The sequence below is a fragment of the Winslowiella arboricola genome (genome assembly GCF_025527015.1).
In the GTDB taxonomy this organism is placed as follows: Bacteria; Pseudomonadota; Gammaproteobacteria; order Enterobacterales; family Enterobacteriaceae; genus Erwinia; species Erwinia arboricola.
The window spans coordinates 113,525-135,531 of record NZ_JAODIM010000038.1; the positions used below are offsets into that span (position 1 = coordinate 113,525).

The following is a 22,007-nucleotide window of genomic DNA, read 5'->3' on the forward strand; positions in this document are numbered from 1 at the left end:
AAAATGAGAGTGAAGACACGAATTAAGGCGATGCGGCAGCCGAAAACGGCTCCATTAAAATTGCAGGGGCGGCGTTTTCGCCGCCCGCGGGGAGATTAACGCAGGCCGAGCTGGAAAATCATCGTCTCCGCCTGACAGGCAAAGATAAAATCGATATCAAGCTGCACGCCATCCTGCCGTTCAGTAATGCGGGCATTGATTTCGCAAGGTTCAGATTCTACAGCGCGCGCTTTACTGCTTAATGCTGCCAGCGTGGCTTCAGCTGTCGGGCGATCGGCAAACACCCGGCTGTAAGAGGCCGTGCAGTCGGTGTTGTCCATAATGGTGCCCACATCAACACAACAGCAGGCTGCCGTTTCGTTCGCGCTACATTTATTAATGGCATCGGTCATGGTGCTCTCCTGATTCATGCCGCCGCAGCGGCAGGCATACTAATTCAACTTGTAATAGTTTACGCCTGCGTTATTTACCGCACTACCTTTACCCTGCCCGGAAGCCGTTAAGTGACGAATATCACAGTTAAAATTGATCCAGAACAAATTAGAATTTTTGCTACAATTTTATTCGTCATTAAAAAGTGCACTTTTTGTTAAGCGGATCTTATTTTTAGTATCAATTTGGCAATATTTTAAAAACAATATTGCAACATGTGTACAGGTCAGACCTATACTTGGCGCACTGGTCTGATTTGTTAGCCGTCTGTCAGTCCCTACAATCCGCGATCCTTGTTACGCTATGTAACAGAGTTTAATAAAATCAGATAATGAGGTTGTGGTCATGAACCATAAAAACCTGTTTGCAAAGTCAGCTGTGGCAGCTGCAATGGCTCTCGTTTCTTCACAAGTTTATGCCGCGGGCTTTCAGCTTAATGAATTCTCATCGATTGGCTTAGGTCGTTCTTATTCTGGCGAAGGCGCAATCGGCGATACTGCAGCCTCAGCCAGCCGTAACCCGGCTACCATGGCGTTAATGGATCGACCACAATTTAGTATCGGCGCCGTATTTATTGATCCCGATGTGAATATTTCGGGTGAGGGTAATTCCGGCAACAGCCTCAATGCGGATAATATTGCGCCAACCCAGTGGATCCCGAATATTCACTTTGTGCAGCCGATTAACGATCAGTGGTGGGTCGGCGCCTCAATCACCAGTAATTACGGTCTGGCTACCGAATTTAATGACAGTTATACCGCGGGCGGTTACGCCGGTAAAACTGACCTGATGACCGGTAACTTTAACGTCAGTACGGCGTATCGCCTGAATCAGCACTTCAGTTTTGGCATCGGCTTTGATGCGGTTTACGCCAGAGCAAAAATCGAGCGTTATGCCGGTGAATCCGGTGCGCTGCTGGGTGTGCCTGCCGACACGCAAATTGCCCATCTGAAAGGTGATGAATGGGGCTACGGCTGGAACGCCGGTATCCTGTATGAAGTGGACGATGATAACCGCTTCGGCTTCACCTACCGTTCTGAAGTAAAAATCGATTTTGACGGCGACTATAAGAGCAGCCTGCCGTCAGCACTGAATGGCACGCCAGCGTCCAGCGCCTTCGGTCTGCCTTACGGCACCGATGGCAATACCATTCCGGGCGCGCTGACCCTGAATCTGCCAGAGATGTGGGAAGTGTCCGGTTATCACAAAGTAGCACCACAGTGGGCGGTACACTACAGCATGGCTTACACCAGCTGGAGCCAGTTCCAGGAGCTGAAAGCCACCGGCAGCAACGGCCAGACGCTGTTCTATAAAGAAGAAGGCTTTAAAGATGCTTACCGCATCGCCCTGGGCGCCAGCTACTTCTATGACGATAACTGGACCTTCCGTGGCGGTATCGCCTTTGATGACAGCCCGGTGCCTGCCGATAAGCGCTCAATCTCCATTCCTGACCAGGATCGCCTGTGGCTGAGCGCCGGTGCTTCTTACGCACTGAATCAGGATGCTTCGGTGGATGTGGGTATCTCTTATATGCATGGTCAGCATGTGACGGTGCAGGAAGGGGATTATACTTTTGAATCTGAAGGGAAAGCCTGGTTGTACGGCGCAGGCTTTAACTATAAGTTCTGAGTTTAACGGCGGCGATAACGCCGCCGCTACCGGCCTTGTAGTGGCGGCGTTATCGCCGCCATTTTCATTTATTCTGCGTCAATATCGTTCAGCTCGCCCTGAATCGCCGAAGCATTTGGGTTCTCCTGCGGTTTCAGCTTGCCACCGCTTGCCAGGAAGTCATGGCGCTGGAAATAGGCATTACGCACAAAGGCGTAAGGATCTTTGGTATTGCGCAGCATCGCATCGGAGTCCAGCAGCTGGGCGCGCGTTTCAACCCCTTCAAACACCCATTTACCTGCCGACATCCAGAAGGTCAGCCAGCTGAGCGCCGGATAGAGATTATCCACATAGTCGCCGCCATCTTCACGCGGCGTGGCGCTGCCATAGCCCGGCAACACCACATAAGGGCCATAACCGACACCGTAAGAACCCAGCGTGCCACCGAAGCGCGGCGGCTCTTCACGCGCCAGTTTCGGGTTCGCCATCCCGGCGACATCAATAAAGCCGCCCATCCCTAACAGGGTATTCAGGAAGAAGCGGTTAAAGTGGATCGCACCGCGATACGGGTCGCCACGCAGGAAGGAGTTTACCATTGCTGCCGGTTCATCGAGGTTACCGAGGAAATTGCCCAGTCCGGTACGCGCCGGCGTCGGCACATAATCACGCCAGGCCACCGCGACAGGACGCAAAACATAGGGATCCAGCATGTTATAGTTGAAATTAAACATGGTGCGGTTAAAACCTTCCAGCGGATCGGAACGTCCTTGTGGCTCGTTCGCATCATTGGAACTGGCGCAACCTGTCAACAGCACAGTTGCCAGTGCCAAACCCGTCAGGCGGTAATTCATGTTGTTCTCCCTGTACTCTATATTTTAAGGCGCTTCAGGGCTGCTGCCGATCGATGGCAACCGACAGCTGCTGATGACCATCGTATGGCGTCGCTGCACTTTCACCCAGCCAGTCGCCCGACTGAGGATTAGCGCTGCCATTGCGCGAAATGCGAACCCGTACCTTGACCTGATGCTGTGCCGAAAGCAGGCGTTCCGGCATCATAGCGTTGCTGTCATCCAGCGTGAGCGATAACGGGAAATGACTCAGCGGCAGTTTTTTCACCGCCACCGGTACCGGTGAAACACCGTCAGAAACAGAAATATACAATACTCCGCCTTCAGGTAACATTTTTTCTGCCGCCGGTGACAACTTAACCGTCAGCGCCAGCTTGCTATTTTGCTCACCCGAGTCGGTTTTCGCCTGCTCAATGCTGCGCTGGATCATGCTGATGCGGCGGTCTCCGGCGGGCAACAGCGTCAGCATCTGCTGCCATCCGGCGATGGCGCGATCGTAATGCTGTTGCTGGTATGCATTAAAGGCTAATAAGCCCAGCACCCGCAGATTATTGCTGTCCTCTTTCTGCATCGCCAGCAGCATCACTTCAGCTTCCCGATTGTCCTGTGCATCGCTGGAACGCGTCAGCACTTCAGCATAGCTGAGTTTAACTTCCTGATTGCCCGGCGACAGTTGCAATGCGTGCTGAAATGCCTGACCTGCAGTGGTGGGGTTATTCAGCACCATGCCAATACGCCCCAGCATCATCCAGTCATCAAGATTAACAGGATCGGTTTGCAGTTCGCTGCGAATACCCAGACCGAGGCGCGCCAGCTCCTCCATCGACAACGGCTTGCCATTCGGATCCATCACCCGCCCACGCAGTGCCGGCAGATCGTTTTTCACCTGCTGCCAGGCCATTAACTGTGGCAGACCGCCAACCTTAAAATAGAGTGCAAGGCTGACGATAAAAATCAGCAGCACGCCTGGCAGCAGCACCCAGCGGCTGATGCTGCGCGCCTGCGGATAAGCGCCCTCCGGAATATCGGTTAACAACGTCTGTTGCAGTTCGCGCACCATCTCGGGCCGCTCAGCCACCACGCCCTGCGCTTCATCCTGTTCCAGCTCCTGCAAGCGCTGATGGTAAAAAGCGGTGTTCAGCGTGTCGCGTTGTTGTGCACTGGCGTTACGGCTGCGCCAGCCAGCGACCAGCAGCAGCGCGCTGGCGGCCAGTAACAATGCGAGAAGAGTTAGCCAAAACACGCTCATGATTGCTTCCTGTTATTCTTCAGTAATCTGTCCAGGCGCTGCTGTTCAGCGGCATCAAGCCGTGCCTGTTGCGTCGGCTGCGGCTTGCGGCTGCGCAAAATAATCACCAGCGCGCCCAGCAGCACAAACAGCACCGGGCCTGCCCACAGAATCAGGGTAGACGCGGTCAGCGGCGGCTGATAAGTGACAAAATTGCCATAGCGCGCCACCATATAGTCGGTGATCTGCTGCTTACTCTGTCCCTGCTTCATCAGCTGATAAACTTTCAGGCGCATATCGCCAGCGATCATCGCATTGGAGTCGGCAATACTGTTGTTCTGGCATTTCGGGCAGCGCAGTGATTCAGTCAGCTGGCGATACTGCTGCTCCTGCTCCACCGAATCAAACTGCAGGGTATCAATGGCGGCAAAGGCGCTGAAACTCAGTAACATCGCTAGCAGCAGGGTAGTTATGGATTTCATTTACCTGACTCCTGACGATATTTATCCCATAGCGGTTTGACTTCCTGTTGCCAGACACGCTCATTCATATCGCCCGCATGGCGATAGCGGATAATGCCGTTGCCATCGATCAGAAAGGTTTCCGGTGCGCCATATACGCCAAGATCCAGTCCCAGCATGCCGTTGCCGTCATACAGACTCAGCGCATACGGATTCCCCAGCGTATTCAGCCAGTTCACCGCTTTTTGCCGGTTATCTTTATAGTTGAGTCCCACTACACGGATACCCTGTTGCGCCAGGGTATTAAGATATTGATGTTCGGCGCGGCAGGTCGGACACCAGGTGGCCCAGACATTCAGCAGAATCGGCTGGCCGTCATTCAGTACCGCCTGGTCGTAAATTTTGCCCGGCTGATCGAGAGATTCCAGTTTAAATTGCGGCACCGGTTTACCAATCAGCGCCGACTCCAGCAGCGTGGGATCGTCACCATTGGCATTACGTGACAGCTGGTATAACAGCGCCGCCGCCAACAGCAAAAATAGTACCAGCGGAATATAGAGAATCTTCTTGTTCATGCTGGCTCCTGCTGCACTTTTTTACGCGAACGATAGCGCGGATCGAGCAGACACAGAATGCCGCCCAGCGCCATAAACAGGCCGCCAAACCAGATCCAGCGGACAAAAGGTTTGTAATAGATACGCACTGCCCATGAGTTATCGTCCAGCTCTTCGCCCAGCGCGGCGTAAAGATCGCGGGTAAAACCACCGTCAATCGCCGCTTCGGTCATCATCGATCGCGTGACGCTGTAAAAACGTTTCTCGGCATGCAGCGTCGCTTCATGCTTACCATTGCGCGTCACGTCAATCAGCGCCACACCGCCGCTGTAGTTAGCGCCCTGCAAACTGCGCAGATCGCGGAACACAAAGTGGTAGTTATGGATATCAACGCTGTCACCCGCTTTCATCCGCACATCGCGTTCAACGCTGTAATTCTGACTAAAGGCGATACCAATAATCGTCACCGCCACGCCGAGATGCCCCAGCACCATGCCCCAGTGGCTGCGCGACAGATGACGCAGCCCGCGCAGCAGTGAGTGGCGGTGGGTAGCGCGTTCATGCAACTCCATCAGCGTCAGAATAATCACCCACAGCGACATCATCAGCCCGACGACCGTCATCGCTTCAATGCGGTCCTGCATCAGCCACGGCAGCAGAATCGATAGCACCAGCGTGGTCAGCATCGCCAGCGCAAGTCGCTTCCATAACTTTTGCGGCTCATCACGACGCCAGCGCACCAGCGGGCCGATACCCAGCGCCAGCGCCAGCGGCGCCATCAGCCAACTGAACATAGTATTAAAGAAGGGTTCGCCAATCGAAATGGTGCCCAGCCCCAGCTGTTTATGCACCAGCGGCAACAGGGTTCCCAGCAACACCACCAGCATCGCGGCAATCAGCAATACGTTATTGCCCAGCAGGAAAGATTCGCGCGACCAGATTTCATTCAGCACCCGGCTGCGCACCTTGCCACCTTTTATTGCATACAGCAGCAATGAGCCGCCGATTACAATCACCAGGAAAGCGAGGATAAACATGCCGCGCGCCGGATCCGAGGCAAAGGCATGCACCGACACTAACACGCCGGAGCGCACCAGGAAGGTGCCGAGCAGGCTGAGTGAAAATGCGGTAATCGCCAGCAGTACCGTCCAGGCTTTAAAGGTGCCGCGTTTTTCGGTGACCGCCAGCGAGTGGATAAGCGCGGTTCCGGCCAGCCACGGCATAAAGGAAGCGTTTTCCACCGGATCCCAGAACCACCAGCCGCCCCAGCCCAGTTCATAGTAAGCCCAGGCCGATCCCAGCACGATGCCAATCGTCAGGAATACCCATGCTGCAGTGGTCCATGGCCGCGACCAGCGCGCCCAGGCAGTATCAAGACGACCGGCCATCAGCGAGGCAATAGCAAACGCAAATGCTACCGAGAAGCCGACATAACCCATATACAGCAGCGGCGGATGGAAGATCAGGCCGATATCCTGCAGCATCGGATTCAGATCGCTGCCGTCGATTGGGAAGTCCGGCAAAGTACGAGTAAAAGGGTTGGATGTCAGGGTGATAAACAGCAAAAAGCCGAGGTTAATCATCCCCATCACCGCCAGCACCCGGGCAATCGCATCCAGCGGCATCGCGCGACTAAACAGCGCCACCAGCAACGTCCAGCCGCTTAGCAACAGCACCCATAACAGCAGCGAGCCTTCATGCGCCCCCCAGGTGGCGGCGATACGATAGTAAACCGGCAACAGGGTGTTAGAGTTGGTGGCCACATAGGCGACGCTAAAATCGTTAACAATAAATGCATGCACCAGCAGCACAAAGGCGCCGAGAATACAGGCAAACAGCCCGTAACTTAACGGACGCGCCAGCGCCATCAGCCGTGCATCCTGACGGCTGGCGCCCCATAGTGGATAGATACTTAACAGCAGTGACAGCGCCAGTGCCAGACAGAGCAGAAAACTGCCGATTTCAGGCATCATGACTGGTCACCTTGCGCCTGCTGATAAGCATCAGCCGGGCGTTTATGATTCTTTTTCATTGCGTCTTCAATTTCCGGCGGCGTGTATTTTTCATCATGTTTAGCCAGCACCTCTTTGGCATTGACCAGGTTACCGGGTTCCAGCACGCCCTGCGCCACGACGCCCTGCCCTTCGCGGAACAGATCCGGCAGGATGCCTTCATAGCTAACGCTAATCACGCCGTTCGCGTCATATAACTTAAACGACACGCGCAGCGTCTGCGGATCGCGTTTTACGCTGCCGGGCATCACCATGCCGCCGACACGTAAGCGCTGCCCGGGCTCGGGTTTCTGCTGCGCCTCGCCTTTACCATTAATAATTTCACCGGGTGTATAGAACAGGTCAATATTGGCGCGCAGCGCATACATCACCAGCGCAGTGGCCAGGCCAAGACCTATTAATATCGCCAGCACCAGATATAAGCGATTTTTACGACGGGTATTCACGGTTGCTCTCCAGCTGTGGCAGAGGCGGATGGTCTGTTTTTGGCCGCACGAATACGTTGCTCACGCGACTGACGCTGACGAATTTCCGCCAGCAGACGGCGACGCTGTAAGCCACTGTGCAGAAACAACGCGCCAAGGGGGATCAGGGTAAAAGCCACTGCCAGCCAGACATAAAAGGCATAGCCGCCCATCGCAAAGAAGTCGTGCCAGGAAGAGAAAGCCGGAGTCATGATTTACGCCCTCCTTTTGCCGCCACGGCGGCCACCCACGGACGGTGACGCTCGCTCAGCAACAGCAGATTGCGCAGACGCATCAGCGTCAGGGCGATAAACACCAGCAGATAACCGAGGATCGACCAGCGCAGCGGAGTACGCATGCTCGGCGCAATCGCCTGTTGCAGCATGCCGGACGATCCCTGATGCAGGGTGTTCCACCACTGTACGGAATAATGAATGATCGGCAGATTAACCACGCCGACCAGAATCAGGATGCCGGCGGCGCGTCCGGCGACGCGGCGATCGTCAAATGCGCTATAAAGCGCGATCACGCCCATATAAAGGAACAGCAACACCAGCTCGGAAGTCAGGCGCGCATCCCAGATCCACCAGGTGCCCCACATCGGCTTGCCCCAGGCAGATCCGGTGACCAGCGCAATAAAGGTAAATACCGCGCCCACCGGCGCCATCGCCGCGGCGGCCAGGTCAGCGCTTTTTAGCTGCCAGACCAGACCCACAATCGCTGCAATCGCCATCGAGGCATAGATGCCCATCGACCACATCGCCGCAGGTACATGGATATAGATGATGCGGTAACTGTCACCCTGCTGATAGTCGGCAGGCGCGAAACCAAATCCCCAAACCCAACCCAGCAACAGGCTTGCCAGACCGGCAATGGTAAACCAGGGCGCCAGTTGCCCGCTGAACTGGTAAAGCCGTTCCGGCTTTGCCAGCTGATGTAGCCATTTCCACATGATTTAGCGCTCACAATAAAAAAATAAAATTTTAGTTTTTATAGGGTTGTCGTGTAGCTACCGGCAGGGGCGGCGATAACGCCGCCCCTGCAGTGTCATCATTTTGTAGGGGAGCCGTTTTCGGCTCCCGCATTACCCGCGAGAACGACGCCCCTGCAATATTATTTTTAATGCACGCTGATCCGTAATGCCGCCGCGGTGGCAAAGGGCGCCAGCGTCGCACTGCCAGCCAGCATCGCGCCAAGAATCGCCAGATAACCATCAATCGGTAAGCCCATTGCGGCAGCATCAATCGCCGCAGTGGCAAAAATCAGTACCGGTATCGCCAGCGGTAACACCAGCAAACTTAACAATACGCCGCCACGGCGCAGGCCAACGGTTAATGCGACGCCAATCGCGCCGAGAAAACTCAGCGTCGGAGTGCCCAGCAACAGCGTCAGCGCCATCGCGCGCCAGCTGGCAAAATCCAGTGACAGCAGCAGCGCCGCCAGCGGTGACAACAGTAACAGCGGTAACCCGGTAATCATCCAGTGCGCCACAATTTTACCTGTCACTATTATCGGCAGCGGTGTCGGTAACAGTAAAAGTTGCTCCAGCGATCCATCCATAAAGTCGTCGCGGAACAGGCGTTCAAGCGCCAGTAAAGAGGCGAGCAGCGCCGCAACCCAGACAATGCCCGGCGCAATTCGCGCCAGCAGCTGCGGTTCCGGGCCAATCCCCAGCGGAAACAGCGTAATCACAATCAGGAAAAACCACAGCGGATTAATAATCTCTGCACTGCTGCGAAAGGCGATTTGCAGTTCACGTTTAATCACACGCCACAGCATCAGCCCGCCTCCGAGCTGGACAGCCGGATTTTGCGTACCGCCTGACGGGCGGCCGGAAGATCCTGATGGGTGGTGACAATCACCGCCCCGCCCTGCTCAGCATGGCGAATAAACAGGGCCATTAATTTTTCCACACCGGATTTATCGATAGCGGTTAACGGCTCGTCGAGGATCCATAACGTTGCGCGGCTCAGCCATAAGCGCGCCAGTGCGACGCGTCGCTGCTGTCCGGCGGAAAGCTGGGCCACCGCCACATCTTCAAAGCCGACCAGGTCGACGGCTTCCAGCGCAGCAAACAGTTGTTGCTCAGCACATTGCGGATGGTAAAACGCCAGGTTCTCCAGCGGCGTTAATACTGCTTTCACCCCAGGCTGATGACCAAGATAGAGTAACTCCGCATGCCACTGTTCGCGCTGATGACGAATATCCTGCTGACGCCACAATACACTGCCGCTTTCAGCCCGGCTCAGGCCGGCTAACAGACGTAACAAAGAGGTTTTGCCTGCGCCATTTGGCCCTTCAATCTGCACAATATCGCCAGCTGAAACGATAAAGTTCAGCTCGCTGAACAGAAATCGCTCATCACGCAGACATGTCAGATTTTTTACTTCCAGCATCGGGGAGAGAGTCACACTATTAATGAAGATCAGAATAGTAACATAAGCAATGGTTAGTTAGCAGCCTCAGCATCCATCTCCATAACCATCGCAGGGCCATTTAATCCTTAATTACGCCGTTTTTGCTGAAAAAAAGCGCAAAGTTAAAGCTTTGTTACCTTTCTTATAGTTTGACGTTACATTTCATCGACCCGTTAAAAAACCGCTACGCTTAACACAGCATGTTTCAGGTTATTTCTGGGGAATATTATGGCGGCAGATAAAAACAGCGATCAGGAAGTTGAAAGTGAAGAGCATGAGCAGGGAAAAGAGATCGAGGTAGATGAAGAGGCATTACCCTCCGCGGCGGCGGCGGTGCATGAGCAGATTCGTCAGGACGGGGAAAAAGAGCTGGAACGCGACAGCATGGCGCTGCTGTGGTCGGCGATTGCCGCCGGATTATCGATGGGCGCCTCGCTAATGGCGAAAGGCATTTTTCAGGTCCATCTTGCCGGTGTGCCGGGTGGTTTTCTGCTGGAGAATCTCGGCTACACCTTTGGTTTTGTTATCGTGATTATGGCGCGCCAGCAGCTGTTTACCGAAAATACCGTCACGGCGGTCTTGCCGATTATGCATAAACCGACCGGCAGCAACTTTCTGCTGCTGTTCCGGCTATGGGGCATTGTGCTGGCAGGCAATCTGACAGGCACTGCCCTTGGGGCGCTGGCATTTAATCATATGCCGATTTTTGATGAAGCCACGCGCGCGGCCTTTACTCATATCAGTGAAAAAGTGATGGCGAACAGTCCGGGAGAGATGTTTGCCAATGCGGTGATTTCCGGCTGGATTATCGCCACTATGGTATGGATGTTTCCCTCCGCCGGTTCGGCGAAGATTATCGTGATTATAATGATGACCTGGCTGGTAGCACTGGGCGATTTAGCGCATATCGTGGTCGGATCGGTGGAGGTACTGTATCTGGTGTTTAACGGCACCATTAGCTGGCACGAGTTCCTCTGGCCATTTGCCCTGCCGACGCTGGCGGGCAATATCATTGGCGGCACCTTTATCTTTGCTTTGATCAGCCATGCGCAGATCCGCAATGAAATTAGCCTGAAAGCGAAGGCTGAGGCGGCGGCGAAGAAGAAACAAGCTGAGCGTCAGGAGAAGAACGCGGAAAATAGTCAGCAGTAATTGCTGACAGAATGAGCAAACAGGCGGGTAAGTGGTTAATCTGCGTGTAAAAACGCGCTATACTCCCCCGCCTTGGTCCCCTTAGTTAAATGGATATAACGAGCCCCTCCTAAGGGCTAGTTGCAGGTTCGATTCCTGCAGGGGACACCATGTTCGAGTAACCGCGCATTACCCCCCGGTAAAAAAACCGCCTGTTTCAACCGTTTGTATCAATTCTGAGTTAGTTACAAGAAAGATGCGTGATTCTAAATTGGCCGTCTGTCAGACGGCTACGCATAAGAAGTTCCGGGCTGTCTCAAAAGGGATATTTTCCGATATGTTGCCACCGCCCTATCGACCAGATAGTGATTTATTATCCGCACGCTCAAGCATTTTCATAATATCTTCATGATCGGATTTAACTTCAATAAAGCGACCTGTCACGTTTGAGTTAGCTTCACGAATAATACTCTATTTGTAAAATTCGTTAATAAATACAACTTATTTGACCAAGGCACAATTGGCATGTGAACTTAGCCACTCCCGTTTTAGCGCAGTGTGCAAAGTATTTAATCTTATATTTAATAAACCTACAGATAAATAACAAAAAAAACCAAGATAATCTAATTTAAATACAATTACATTGCCATGGGAATTATATATTTATGGTCAATGGTCATATCATGCCTTTGCAATTATACTAGCATAACCATCCCATGATAGATCGTATTTCTGGTCAACTTAGAAAACAGGTATTTCAGTGAGGATAACTACATTACTTTTTTTCAGCAATGTCAAATATTCTAAAATCAGGGAAATTTACATCTGAATCGGTCACCCCAATCAGTTTGCATTATGTGAACTTTAATTGACTCAGAGGTATTTTTTCGCCTCATTATAAATACTGCTAAACGGCAAAAACGGCAAAAACGGCACTACACCGTACCCGCCAGCGTTTTAACAAGCCGAACACCAAAATGGTGTTCGGCAGTAAGCTGATCACTGAATACCAGTTATGTGGCCTTGCTCCCTGCCCCCTATTGATAAGCATAATCACCTGATTACCTTCATTTTCAAAACTGGCACCAAACAGCTGTTGAAAACTTCCAACTCCTGATACCAACCTCTGTTAACAGGATGCCTGCACTACAAGGGTCTGTAGAGAGTTACGGTTACTGTCCTAGTATTTGTTTAACTTGACGCAGAAGTTCATCAGCACCGTACTCAGAGTAGTGCCGGTCTGGTTCAGGGTTATACTGATCAGCTAAGCAAAAAATAGTGGACAGTTTTTCATTCAGCTCGGCAAGATCTTCAGCCAAACGGCCACTGTCTCGTTCTGCTTTCCATTGAACCTGATAAGAATCCGCGAACTGATCAGCGGTAATGTTCCCATCAGCGTAATCTTTCACAAACTGCAATAATTTCTGGCTCATCGTAAAACTCCTGTATTGATGTAATTCTGGTATTGACTGGTTAAGGCTTTAGGGTCTAATAACCAACCTGACACAAACATATCCTGTTTGTCGATTATGACCACTCTTAATGTCTTTTCATTAAAGTAGACCCTGGAGCCTTCAACCATTGAGTAGGTTCCTTTCTCAATGGTCGATGGATCTTCGAGATGCGCTTCAATAGCATCGCGAAATTTAGCCAATGTTTCGCGATTCTTTTTAGTATCGTTAATTCCAAAATCGGGCGCATGTTTGAACTTACGATCTAACTGTTTACGAGTAAATCTGCCGTCATCCAGACTGTCCTGAAACATGACATACATCGGTTTCAGATTCAATTCTTCAAATACTAAAATAAAGTCGCTGAAATCCGGCTCGTCAGTCAATGGATAAGTTTCAATATTGAAATCAGTATCTGGCACATTGTGATTACCAGTATCACTGATACCAACCTCAGTGACTATAGGCGTCACTAATGGTGGTAAACCGCCGGCCTCAGGAACACTATCCGGTGAGACAAGTATGGTTCGAGACGGTAAAGTATCGGTAGCAGGGATAGTGTAGCCATAAAATCCGGTCGCTTCATCTATGACAGCATTAACGACGTTGATAGTCGTCGGCTTTTCAGTGCGAACAAGCTCGGTATTGAACCGGTCGTTATCATAATAAACCCGGCCCCTTACAAGAGAATCAACTGTGCCACCACTTTTTAAAGCGGCTTTGATAGTTTTATCATCAGGCAAATTTAGTGCTGAAGGATCCATTACGGTAGAAAACATATTGATGTTATTACGACCAGGAACATCAGCACTGCCTTCTCCTGCCTTGGGGATATAAGCAATTGATGCAATGAGTGCTCCAATGCTGGTACCGGCAATAGCCACACCTGACAATTCACTAACCACTCCACGGACGAACGCCCAGGCTGCGGTAGCCGCTTTACCACTCAGCGAAATGGTGCCAAGTCCGGTTTCAGCGAATACCATTGGCGTTTTTGAAACCGCCATCGCAGCAGCAAGTGCTTTAACACCAAAGACATTTGGCTCCTCAAGGCGTGACATTGCAGCTTCTTTTGCTGCAACTTTGGTGGCGGCTTCCGCTGCTGCTTTTGCCTCTGCATCAGCAACAGCTCTGGCTTTAGCATCGGCCTCCTGTTGAGCTTTGATACGGGTAGCCTCTTCTGCCTGGCGTTTTATCTCAGCGTCGCGTTTGGCTTTTGCATCCGCCTGCGCTTGAGCCAGCGCAGTATCTGCATTTTTCTTACTCGCTAATGCTGTGTTATAGCTTGCGTTAGCTGCACTAAGTTTACTTTGTGCGTCCTGCCTCTGCTTGATGACGGCGTCAAGAGTGGACTTTTTATCTGCTGTTACCTTCTTAGCCGCTTGATACTGGGAATACTTTGCTCTTTCGAACATACCTGCGGTGGTATTCGCCGGAGCGCCTGAGGGTGTTTTAAGCCATTCCTGGCGCCTGACCTCTTCTGCTGCCACTGCGGAGTTATATTCAGCCTGACGCTGATTAACCTTGGTGCTTAGCGTGTTAAAACTAGTTTGCGCACTACTCCGCGACTGAGTAGCACTATTCAGAGCTGTTTGCGCTGTATTAGCGTTACGTTGTGCGGCCTCCAGCGGATGCGCAGCATCCCATTCCGCTTGTTTTCGTTTAGCGTCCTCTGCCGCTTTGTGTTTAGCTTCAGCAGCCGCTTTAGTCTCGGCCTCTTTTTTAGCCGCCGCTGCCGCTGCCACTTTTTTTGCATTAATCTGGGCCTGAACTAACGCTTTTGCACTATTTTTACGGGCTGCTTCATTGCCAGCCCAATCCTTGCGCGAAGCCTGGGCCGGTCGGGAGAACAAATTGACTGCGGTGATTTGATCGCTTCCATTGACCGTTACCGTGTAGATATACCCGTCAATTGCCGCCTGAAAACCTTCTTTAATAGGGGCAGTGACATTAGTACGAAGGTTAGCATTCCCGCTGCCACCTTTGTCGTCAGACCAGTGAATGGAATTGTCTCCTACCCAGCGTGCTCCATCACGGATCTCAATTCTGGGTTCTCCTTTTTCATCATAAGTTATCGCTGACTTATCCTCTTTAATATGAGCCGTGCTCCAGTAACCATAACCACGTTCGCCACCAGAATTGCCTGAACCCGATCCGGTATTAACACCACCGGTTGGACCCCGACTGCCGCCCCCAAACTGATTGTTATGAGCATTATCAGCACCATTTCCAGCCATAAAACATTCCTCTTTGATGTTATGCCTGTAATAACAGGCGAAAAAAAGCCCCGCGATAGCGAGGCTGTTACTGCTTAAGGCACTGCGTGTTGATGTATTGCTGCAAACTGCCAATGATCATTTCGTTACGCTGTTGTCAATCGTCTTCAAGGCAGTGCCATCCTGCTGTTTGATGATATTTAACTGAACGTTGTCAGACTTTCGCGCAGCCAGCACGTTAATATCTTTCTGATCGTCACAGTTGAAATCACCCTGCAAGGAAAGCGCAATGGCCTGAAGCGAGGCGTCAGTGCTGAACGTGACAAATTTCACCACATTGTTCTTATCGATAATTTTCACACCGATAGCGCCGGTTACACTGTTCTGGTAAAGGTCATACACCACTCCATTACGTGAATCAGTATCTACCAGTACGTCAGAACCAAGGTTTTCAGCGCTGGTCACCACCACTGCATCAATATCTGCGCCTGGAGCGTTTCCGCCAGTTGTTCGGCTGGTGTCCACGATTTTAACCAATGCAAATGAACCGGTGATTGATGCCAGGGAGTCAACATCAAAGCCTATAACTGAACCACGAGTGGTTGCTGATCCAGATGGCGTAGGATTGATGTCCTGGAACGCTACCGGGGCTTTCAGCCAGTTCACTCCATCGTTCGAAACGTATGCGTCAAACGAGTCGTAAACCGCCTCTTCGTATATAAAGAAGTCAGCAGCATTGGTGCCGTTCTTTTTGATAGCGAGCGGTTCAAAGGACAGCACAACATTGCCTCCCGGACCCAGTGCAAAGGCCTGCTCACTTTCGCTGAAATAATTCGGGGCGCCCAGGGCATGGGCGGGAACGTTGTAGCCACTTGCCACGCCTGAGCCAGGCGTATAACTAACGACTTTAGTCGCATAACCCTGAGCAGTTCCTGGAATATCCGGATAACCGGTATAGGACTGCGCAAAGACAGAGGTAGATAAAAGGCAGGTGAAAGCAAAAATTGCGTTTTTCATGATTTTCCTTACTTGTGGGATGAAAACTATTTGAGGCACTGTTCATTGATGTAATGCTGCAAACCGGCGATCATCTTTCCGCTGGTTTCGATCCGACTTCTGAGAGTGAAATAATCCCGTTGAGCGGCGTCAGTAAGTCGGGCGCGGGTTGCATCATCCATGCTGGCGGCGGCTGGGGCAGTGCGCTGCTGGCAGGTGGCATTGAGCTGCAACCGGTGATGGCCAGCAGAGAGATCGCGCTCAAGCTGATCAATACTGGCTTGTGCATCGGCTAACTCCTTTGTGTATTTTTGGTCAAGCGCAGCAACACTTTTCTGCCGCCGCTGCATATCGTCGATGGTTTGCTGACGGATCATCACCTGCTTTTCCGCCTGTTGAAACTGGCGGTAATAGTGACTGACCGCTTGCGTCAGGCAGATAATTAGCGCAATCAGGCAAACGCCAGCTACCAGACGCCAGTGCTTTAGCAGCCGGATCATTGATCTATCCCCCAGCAGCTCAGCCCGGCTTCCTGGTCACGCCGTTCGACCTGGCCATAACAGCCATTGGCCTGCCCGCGGGTTAGCCGGCAGTCGCGTCCACCATCATGTACCCACTGTTTGATTGCCGCGCAGGCGCCTCTGCGGTCCCCCGCATTCAGCTTGCGATAAAAGGTTGAGGAAAAACATTTGCCGGGACCAATATTGTAGGGGCAGAAAGAAGCGATCCCGGCCTTCTGTGCTGCGGTGAGCGGAACCTTCACATTGCGATCCACCCAGGCGATGGCTTTGCGACTTTCAGCAGCATTGACTTCATCACATCGTGCCGATGACAATCTCATCCCTGCTATCACCGGCCTGCCATCGATACGCGTCACGCCCCGGCAAATGGTCCAGATGCCCGCACTGTCGCGATAAGCAGCGCGATAATTGCCCTCTTTCTCATCGAGAAACTGGTCGAGGATCACCGGTGCTGAAGCGCCGCCGACAATCAAAGCCACAACGGCAGCGCTGAGTTTGGTTTTCAGTTTTGCCATTCAAGCCTCGGTTTTGGTCATTGCATCAGAAATCACCGCGATGGCGCCAGAGCGCTGTTCACAGGGTTTTTCCTGAGCTTCGCGGATGTAGTTTTCAATAAGTTGCGTCCGGCGCGTATCTTCCCGGCGCTTTGCCCGGGCATCAATACGGCCACTGATATAAGACGCCAGCGAGATTGCGACACCGAACGCACCAAAAATAAAATAGGCCAGATCCTGCGTCGTCCATCCCAGCGCCGCCGCAAGGGTCGCCAGCCACGCAAAGAACTGGGTAACAATATTTCCGGAATGGGCGTTCATTTTGTGATTTTCCACCTCTGATTTCCGTTGTGCTTGAGCAGAAAAAATCAGGCAGCCTGCGGTCTGTTTGGTTAACTTTCAGCAAGTTGCTTTCGTGGTATCGGGTACCCGAAAGAAACTTTCGCTAGTGAGCAGCATTGCCGTTCAACCCTGAACCCGCCGCGCTCCCGACGCATGGTTTAATGTCGCGCCGTTCGACTTATCTCAACGTTGTTGCGTTTCGATGGGCTCATTTAAAACCATAGTTGTAATCATGTCAACAACCATGGTTGTAATTAAAGGCGTAACAGGGTGTAGGTGGTTGTTTTTAATGTACTTAAAGTTGTAATTTATTTTATGATAGTTGTTTTATCGCGTTACAGAGACAAAAAAGCCCGGCTTTGGCGCCAGGCTTAATCGGTAAACAGAGGAGGGTTTACCAGAGGGTTGATGACCAGAACACGCGGCCAATCACTTCAATGCCCTGCATATCGGCTTCTTCATCAGGATATTCAGCGCTGTTATAGCTTCTGATCGCCAGCTTTTCCGGCCCGGTGCGATACAGCAGTTTAAGTCGTTTCCACCCGCCCTGACTGATGGCATATAGCTTGCCATCGACGATTTTCTTATCATTGCAGTTAACCGCAACCACTGTTCCCTCGGGGATCACTGGTTCCATGCTATTGCCATGGGCAGGGAAACATAATACGCCGGAACCATCCGTGTTTACGCCACTCCGGCGCATCGTAGCTTTAGAGAAACGCAGCATAAATCCGTTATAATCCTCATCCGATACGCTGCCATCCCCACAGGCAAATTCGATATCCTTAAGAAAAGGAACCTCGATTTCATCATCATCCAGCGGAGTATGTTTATCCCACGGGCTGACCGGGATCCATTCCGATTCCGGTGGTATTGTCGAGGATGAGTGATGGCCACCATCGTCGTTACCGCGCATGGGACCAATTTCATCAGAGAGCCAGTCGGTACGCACATCAAGCGCGCGCGCGATATCACCGATCCGCGTGGAGCTTTTCGCTTTACCGGAAGTTAATTTTTGGATGGCGGCCTGAGTTACGCCAGCGCGCTGTGCCAGCCCGGTCTGAGTAAATCCCGCCTCTCGCATCGCGAGTTTCAAACGTTCAGCAAGTGTCATTTTCATGCCATAAAAATACAACCAAAGTAGTAGCCAGTCAAACAACTAAAGTACAGGTTAAACATAACTACGGTTGTAGCCGTTTACAACCGGCGCGTCGGTTTCTGTTAATGGATGTTCACAGCAGATCCAGTTGCCGGTTTTCATCGGGTGTTTGGCGCTTTTTAAGCGGCTTTTCCGCTGGCGCCGGTCGCTGCATCTCCTGCCGGAGCCAGCGCACAATCACTGTCACAACATAAGCCTGTTGCGCAGCGCTCATCGGTTGTTGCGAGGCAATACCATGCCATTTACTCAGGCAGCCACGGCAACAGGTGGCAGTAGCGTGCTGAGCAACAAACACCGGATGGCCGCGCATCGGTGTCTGTTTGCCATCATTTTCCGGTTGCGCCGGAGCCAGCCGCTGCTTAATAAAATCAGCAGCATGATGTCTGACCACCTCTTCTCCCTTCTGTCGGCAGTAGTCGTAGTCAGCCCGCGCCAGATGGAATCGCTGGCGGAAAGGAGAGCGGGACAGCCGCAGAAACAGATCATCAACAGAGGACATAGCAGTAAAAAAAGGTGATGGAAAGAATAGTCTGATGATAGCACCAGAGACTCTGTTGTCATCCCTGAAGCAGCAAGCGGCAGCGCAGAGCAATGCTTGATTATCACGCAACAAAGAGGATAATCACTGCGTTTACAATAACCTGGCTAAAAGGTAAATGAGCACATTAGCGACAGTAGTTCTGGTTTTTCCCGCCGCATTTTTGTTGGGCTTTATCTACGGCGGGCTTTATACACAGCGAAAAATGAAAAAGATCAGTCCGGCTGATACAGCGGAATAACGCACCGGGAGCCTCTCGGGCAGGGTGAGCACTGGCGTGTAAGGCAGTGCTGATCATCCCTGTTACTATTGGTACGCATTAATTGACCTCTATTTTCACCATCATTTAACTGCCTTCAGATTAGCCCACGTTGTATTAATACGGAGATGAACATTTTTCTGGCTAATTGAGACTGCCATATATTTTACACACCCGTGTTAACACTATTCTGACTAAGCATTAATAGTGCTGATAATATCGCACTGTTCACTTCGCGCACGATTCAGCCTCTTTTTCAGGCGCCAGAAGCCCTGTACGGAAGGTCAGGTATTGATCAAAAAAGAGACTACCGCCCCGCGTCAAACGCCCTGCCAGCAGGACAACCAACCCTTAAAGCGTAAATAATAAATAACACACGATTCAACTAAGATTTTTTGCGAATCTCTTGCCCGAAGCAGCTAAACAGGTTACGATGATTTCAACCTATACTTAAGGACAGGTTTTCTGACCTGTTACGACGATTTCCCTGGTGTTGGCCAAAGTGGCAACCCCTTACCACAGGTAAGGGGATTTTTTTGTCTGAATAAAAATACTGCCGTCCCGTTAACTTAATAAATGACAATAACGAGTCTGTCAGGCCGTAAATTATAAAATTACATTAGCCAGATTATTTCAGCGGTCAGCAACCCGCATTTATATGTAGTGAATGCTTTCGGCATTAAGCAGTAATTACTGCAGATAAATGCTGACAGCATAAAAGTGTCGCGAGTTTCCCCTGTCATTCCGCCACAAAAATAACCCTGCAGAAACCTTCCAGCCTCTGACGGTAATTTGACACCGCATTAATCATCGCTACAGCTTTCAGATAAACAGACTGGAAAAGAGTCACTTTTTCTGAATACATTCAGATGCTAGTGGATACTTTGCTCAGTTTTAACGTCGTAGCAGCGAAGGGGCATAGCCAAAAACGGTCTTAAAGCGGTTACTGAAGTGGCTGGCGGAGTTAAAACCACAGGCCAGCGCAATTTCGGTAAGAGGAAGTTGCGTATTACGCACCAGCTGTTCAGCTTTTGCCATCCGCCGCTGCATAACATACTGATGTGGCGCCAGCCGGGTAGATTGCTTAAACATCCGCGCGAAATGAAATTCACTTAATCCGGCTTGCAACGCCAGTTCAGCCAGCGTCAGCGGTTGATCCAGCTGATCTTCTATCCACGCCATACTGTTACGCAACACGGTTGGTGCCAGACCACCGCGTACGGCGGGCAGCTTCCACAGAACTTCACTGTAGTGCTGGATCAGATGGGTCATCAGCAGCGTCGTGGCGCTGCTAAGCGTCAGATGGCTGGCGGATTGCTGCCAGTCGCAATTCAGTAAAAACTGACGATAGATCTGCGCAATATGGTTATCACTGCTGAAGATTTTCTCATCCAGGGTAATGGTTGCCGGACTGCGATCCCAGATCTGTTCCGCCAGATGGCGTAAATGGGCATCGGTGCAGTAAAGATGGACAAACGACAGTTTCGAGCGCACATCCCAGGTGGTTTCACTCTGTTCCGGCATCAGACAGAAGCGATCCGGCGCACCGCCATTGCGCCAGCCAGCGGGGGTTTTATGCCAGGTATCCTGCCCGCCATCGACGTAGAGGCTTAACGTATGGTGATCGCTGTTTTGCGTCACACAATCGCCGTCATTCGACCATGCCGCCAGTTGAATGCCCGAACCAAGCTGAACGCTGCCATGCAGGCGCGCTTTATGCTGGCGTAGATTTTCAAAAGCATGATATGGCTTATTCATGGTGCCCGACTGCGGATGAAACAGGCGTCCAGTTTAAGCAGTGGCGCACTTATCTGCCAGCAGTTGCGTCGGGCGGCGATGAAAAAAGCGCAAGAATTTGCAAGTGAACGCAAGCTGCTGAAAGTTTTGCCGCGCGATAACAATGATAATGGCGACAAATCCTGTCTGAACGAGAAGACGAATGAACGCCCTGCTCTATATTCTGGTAGTGGTGATCTGGGGAACCACCTGGATTGCGATATCTCTGCAACAAGGAGTGGTGCCGGTGACGGTATCGATCTTCTGGCGCTTCCTGGTAGCGGCGCTGGTGATGTTTATCGCTCTGACGCTGGCGGGACGCCTGCGCCGCATCAGCCTGCGCGACCATCTGTTTTGCCTGTTACAAGGCTGCTGTGTATTTGGTTTTAATTTTTTCTGCTTTTATCATGCCGCCGCCTGGATCAGCAGTGGGCTGGAGTCAGTGATTTTCTCAATGGCAGTGCTGTTTAATACAATCAACAGCATGCTGTTTTTTCGCCAGCGCCCACACGCCAGTCTGCTGCCCGCCGCAACTCTCGGTATCGCCGGGGTGATAGCGCTATTCTGGCACGATCTGACGGCCACACAGCTGGCGCCGTCACTGCTGTGTGGTATTGGTCTGAGCGCCTTAGGCACCTATGGTTTCTCACTGGGGAATATGATCAGCGCACGCCATCAACGACGCGGGCTGGAAACGCTGTCGACCAATACTTACGCCATGTTTTACGGCGCGCTGGTGATGGGCGCAATCAGCTTGCTGCGCGGCGATAATTTTATGCCGGAGCTTAATTTGCGCTACCTGGGTTCGTTGTTCTATCTGGCGATTTTTGGCTCAGTGATTGCCTTTGGCGCCTACTTTACGCTGATCGGACGGATTGGCGCCAGCCAGGCGGCTTACAGCACCCTGCTGTTCCCGCTGGTCGCGCTAACGCTGTCAACACTGTATGAAGGCTATATCTGGCACGCCAATGCCATTATCGGACTGATAATGATTTTGCTGGGGAATTATGTGATGTTTGCCAGGCCGGGGAGAGTGATATGGCGGCGTAAAACGACGGTATAAGCTAAGCATTTACTTCACGGCAAGCATCCCTGCTTGC

Annotated in this window: 23 protein-coding genes and 1 tRNA gene; 4 read left to right on the forward strand and 20 right to left on the reverse strand. The window is 51.7% G+C overall.

Features of this window, described 5'->3' with window-relative positions:
- Window positions 1-95: 95 nt before the first annotated feature.
- Window positions 96-392 carry a YfcZ/YiiS family protein gene (locus N5923_RS06440; RefSeq protein WP_267142199.1) on the reverse strand — a complete coding sequence of 99 codons (297 nt, stop codon included), beginning with the start codon at window positions 390-392 and terminating at the stop codon, window positions 96-98.
- Between the two features lie 385 nt (window positions 393-777).
- Between N5923_RS06440 and fadL the strand changes: the two genes are divergently transcribed.
- Complete coding sequence (gene fadL / locus N5923_RS06445) at window positions 778-2,061, forward strand: long-chain fatty acid transporter FadL (protein ID WP_267142200.1); 1,284 nt, start codon at window positions 778-780, stop codon at window positions 2,059-2,061.
- 68 nt (window positions 2,062-2,129) lie between these two features.
- Here fadL and mlaA read toward each other — a convergent pair whose 3' ends face one another.
- From mlaA to ccmA, 10 genes are all read right to left on the reverse strand, one after another.
- Window positions 2,130-2,891 (reverse strand): phospholipid-binding lipoprotein MlaA, encoded by a 762-nt coding sequence (mlaA, locus tag N5923_RS06450; RefSeq protein ID WP_267142201.1) that lies wholly within the window; start codon window positions 2,889-2,891, stop codon window positions 2,130-2,132.
- 34 nt (window positions 2,892-2,925) lie between these two features.
- Complete coding sequence (gene ccmI / locus N5923_RS06455; RefSeq protein WP_267142202.1) at window positions 2,926-4,137, reverse strand: c-type cytochrome biogenesis protein CcmI; 1,212 nt, start codon at window positions 4,135-4,137, stop codon at window positions 2,926-2,928.
- The gene (locus N5923_RS06460) at window positions 4,134-4,598 is read right to left on the reverse strand and encodes a cytochrome c-type biogenesis protein (protein WP_267142203.1); all 465 of its coding nucleotides are present in this window, start codon (window positions 4,596-4,598) and stop codon (window positions 4,134-4,136) included. Before N5923_RS06460 ends, ccmI begins: the two co-directional genes overlap by 4 nt.
- Complete coding sequence (locus tag N5923_RS06465) at window positions 4,595-5,152, reverse strand: DsbE family thiol:disulfide interchange protein (protein ID WP_267142204.1); 558 nt, start codon at window positions 5,150-5,152, stop codon at window positions 4,595-4,597. The genes N5923_RS06460 and N5923_RS06465 overlap by 4 nt, the downstream gene beginning before the upstream one ends.
- Window positions 5,149-7,104 (reverse strand): heme lyase CcmF/NrfE family subunit, encoded by a 1,956-nt coding sequence (locus N5923_RS06470; protein ID WP_267142205.1) that lies wholly within the window; start codon window positions 7,102-7,104, stop codon window positions 5,149-5,151. The genes N5923_RS06465 and N5923_RS06470 overlap by 4 nt, the downstream gene beginning before the upstream one ends.
- Window positions 7,101-7,589, reverse strand: coding sequence for a cytochrome c maturation protein CcmE (gene ccmE / locus N5923_RS06475; protein ID WP_267142206.1), 489 nt, complete (start codon window positions 7,587-7,589; stop codon window positions 7,101-7,103). The genes N5923_RS06470 and ccmE overlap by 4 nt, the downstream gene beginning before the upstream one ends.
- Complete coding sequence (ccmD, locus tag N5923_RS06480) at window positions 7,586-7,819, reverse strand: heme exporter protein CcmD (RefSeq protein ID WP_267142207.1); 234 nt, start codon at window positions 7,817-7,819, stop codon at window positions 7,586-7,588. The genes ccmE and ccmD overlap by 4 nt, the downstream gene beginning before the upstream one ends.
- Window positions 7,816-8,559 carry a heme ABC transporter permease gene (locus N5923_RS06485; protein WP_267142208.1) on the reverse strand — a complete coding sequence of 248 codons (744 nt, stop codon included), beginning with the start codon at window positions 8,557-8,559 and terminating at the stop codon, window positions 7,816-7,818. The genes ccmD and N5923_RS06485 overlap by 4 nt, the downstream gene beginning before the upstream one ends.
- A gap of 167 nt (window positions 8,560-8,726) precedes the next feature.
- Window positions 8,727-9,386, reverse strand: a complete 660-nt coding sequence (gene ccmB / locus N5923_RS06490; RefSeq protein WP_267142209.1) for a heme exporter protein CcmB — start codon at window positions 9,384-9,386, stop codon at window positions 8,727-8,729.
- A complete protein-coding gene (gene ccmA, locus N5923_RS06495; RefSeq protein ID WP_267142210.1) occupies window positions 9,386-10,003 on the reverse strand; it encodes a cytochrome c biogenesis heme-transporting ATPase CcmA in 618 nt (205 codons plus the stop codon). Before ccmA ends, ccmB begins: the two co-directional genes overlap by 1 nt.
- Window positions 10,004-10,252: 249 nt before the next feature.
- Here ccmA and N5923_RS06500 point away from each other — a divergent pair, with 249 nt between their 5' ends.
- Complete coding sequence (locus tag N5923_RS06500; RefSeq protein WP_267142211.1) at window positions 10,253-11,176, forward strand: formate/nitrite transporter family protein; 924 nt, start codon at window positions 10,253-10,255, stop codon at window positions 11,174-11,176.
- Window positions 11,177-11,251: 75 nt separating this feature from the next.
- Window positions 11,252-11,326: transfer RNA gene (locus tag N5923_RS06505), tRNA-Arg, on the forward strand.
- 1,001 nt (window positions 11,327-12,327) lie between these two features.
- On the opposite strand, the gene N5923_RS06510 is transcribed toward N5923_RS06505, so the two are convergent.
- The 9 genes from N5923_RS06510 to N5923_RS06550 form a co-directional block, all read right to left on the reverse strand.
- Window positions 12,328-12,588 carry a colicin immunity domain-containing protein gene (locus tag N5923_RS06510; RefSeq protein WP_267142212.1) on the reverse strand — a complete coding sequence of 87 codons (261 nt, stop codon included), beginning with the start codon at window positions 12,586-12,588 and terminating at the stop codon, window positions 12,328-12,330.
- Complete coding sequence (locus N5923_RS06515; protein ID WP_267142213.1) at window positions 12,585-14,843, reverse strand: S-type pyocin domain-containing protein; 2,259 nt, start codon at window positions 14,841-14,843, stop codon at window positions 12,585-12,587. The genes N5923_RS06510 and N5923_RS06515 overlap by 4 nt, the downstream gene beginning before the upstream one ends.
- A 117-nt stretch (window positions 14,844-14,960) precedes the next feature.
- Window positions 14,961-15,839 carry a cell envelope biogenesis protein OmpA gene (locus N5923_RS06520; RefSeq protein WP_267142214.1) on the reverse strand — a complete coding sequence of 293 codons (879 nt, stop codon included), beginning with the start codon at window positions 15,837-15,839 and terminating at the stop codon, window positions 14,961-14,963.
- Between the two features lie 26 nt (window positions 15,840-15,865).
- On the reverse strand, window positions 15,866-16,318 hold the full coding sequence (locus tag N5923_RS06525; protein ID WP_267142215.1) for a lysis protein: 453 nt from the start codon (window positions 16,316-16,318) through the stop codon (window positions 15,866-15,868).
- On the reverse strand, window positions 16,315-16,854 hold the full coding sequence (locus N5923_RS06530) for a lysozyme (protein ID WP_267142216.1): 540 nt from the start codon (window positions 16,852-16,854) through the stop codon (window positions 16,315-16,317). Before N5923_RS06530 ends, N5923_RS06525 begins: the two co-directional genes overlap by 4 nt.
- A complete protein-coding gene (locus tag N5923_RS06535) occupies window positions 16,855-17,169 on the reverse strand; it encodes a hypothetical protein (protein ID WP_267142217.1) in 315 nt (104 codons plus the stop codon). It abuts the gene before it with no gap.
- A gap of 400 nt (window positions 17,170-17,569) precedes the next feature.
- Complete coding sequence (locus N5923_RS06540) at window positions 17,570-18,295, reverse strand: XRE family transcriptional regulator (RefSeq protein WP_267142218.1); 726 nt, start codon at window positions 18,293-18,295, stop codon at window positions 17,570-17,572.
- A gap of 112 nt (window positions 18,296-18,407) precedes the next feature.
- Window positions 18,408-18,833: a DUF4186 domain-containing protein gene (locus N5923_RS06545; protein ID WP_267142219.1), complete on the reverse strand. Its 426-nt coding sequence runs from the start codon at window positions 18,831-18,833 to the stop codon at window positions 18,408-18,410.
- A gap of 1,192 nt (window positions 18,834-20,025) precedes the next feature.
- Window positions 20,026-20,889 (reverse strand): helix-turn-helix domain-containing protein, encoded by an 864-nt coding sequence (locus tag N5923_RS06550; protein WP_267142220.1) that lies wholly within the window; start codon window positions 20,887-20,889, stop codon window positions 20,026-20,028.
- A 181-nt stretch (window positions 20,890-21,070) separates the two neighbouring features.
- Here N5923_RS06550 and N5923_RS06555 point away from each other — a divergent pair, with 181 nt between their 5' ends.
- Window positions 21,071-21,970, forward strand: coding sequence for a DMT family transporter (locus N5923_RS06555; protein WP_267142221.1), 900 nt, complete (start codon window positions 21,071-21,073; stop codon window positions 21,968-21,970).
- Window positions 21,971-22,007: the final 37 nt, after the last annotated feature.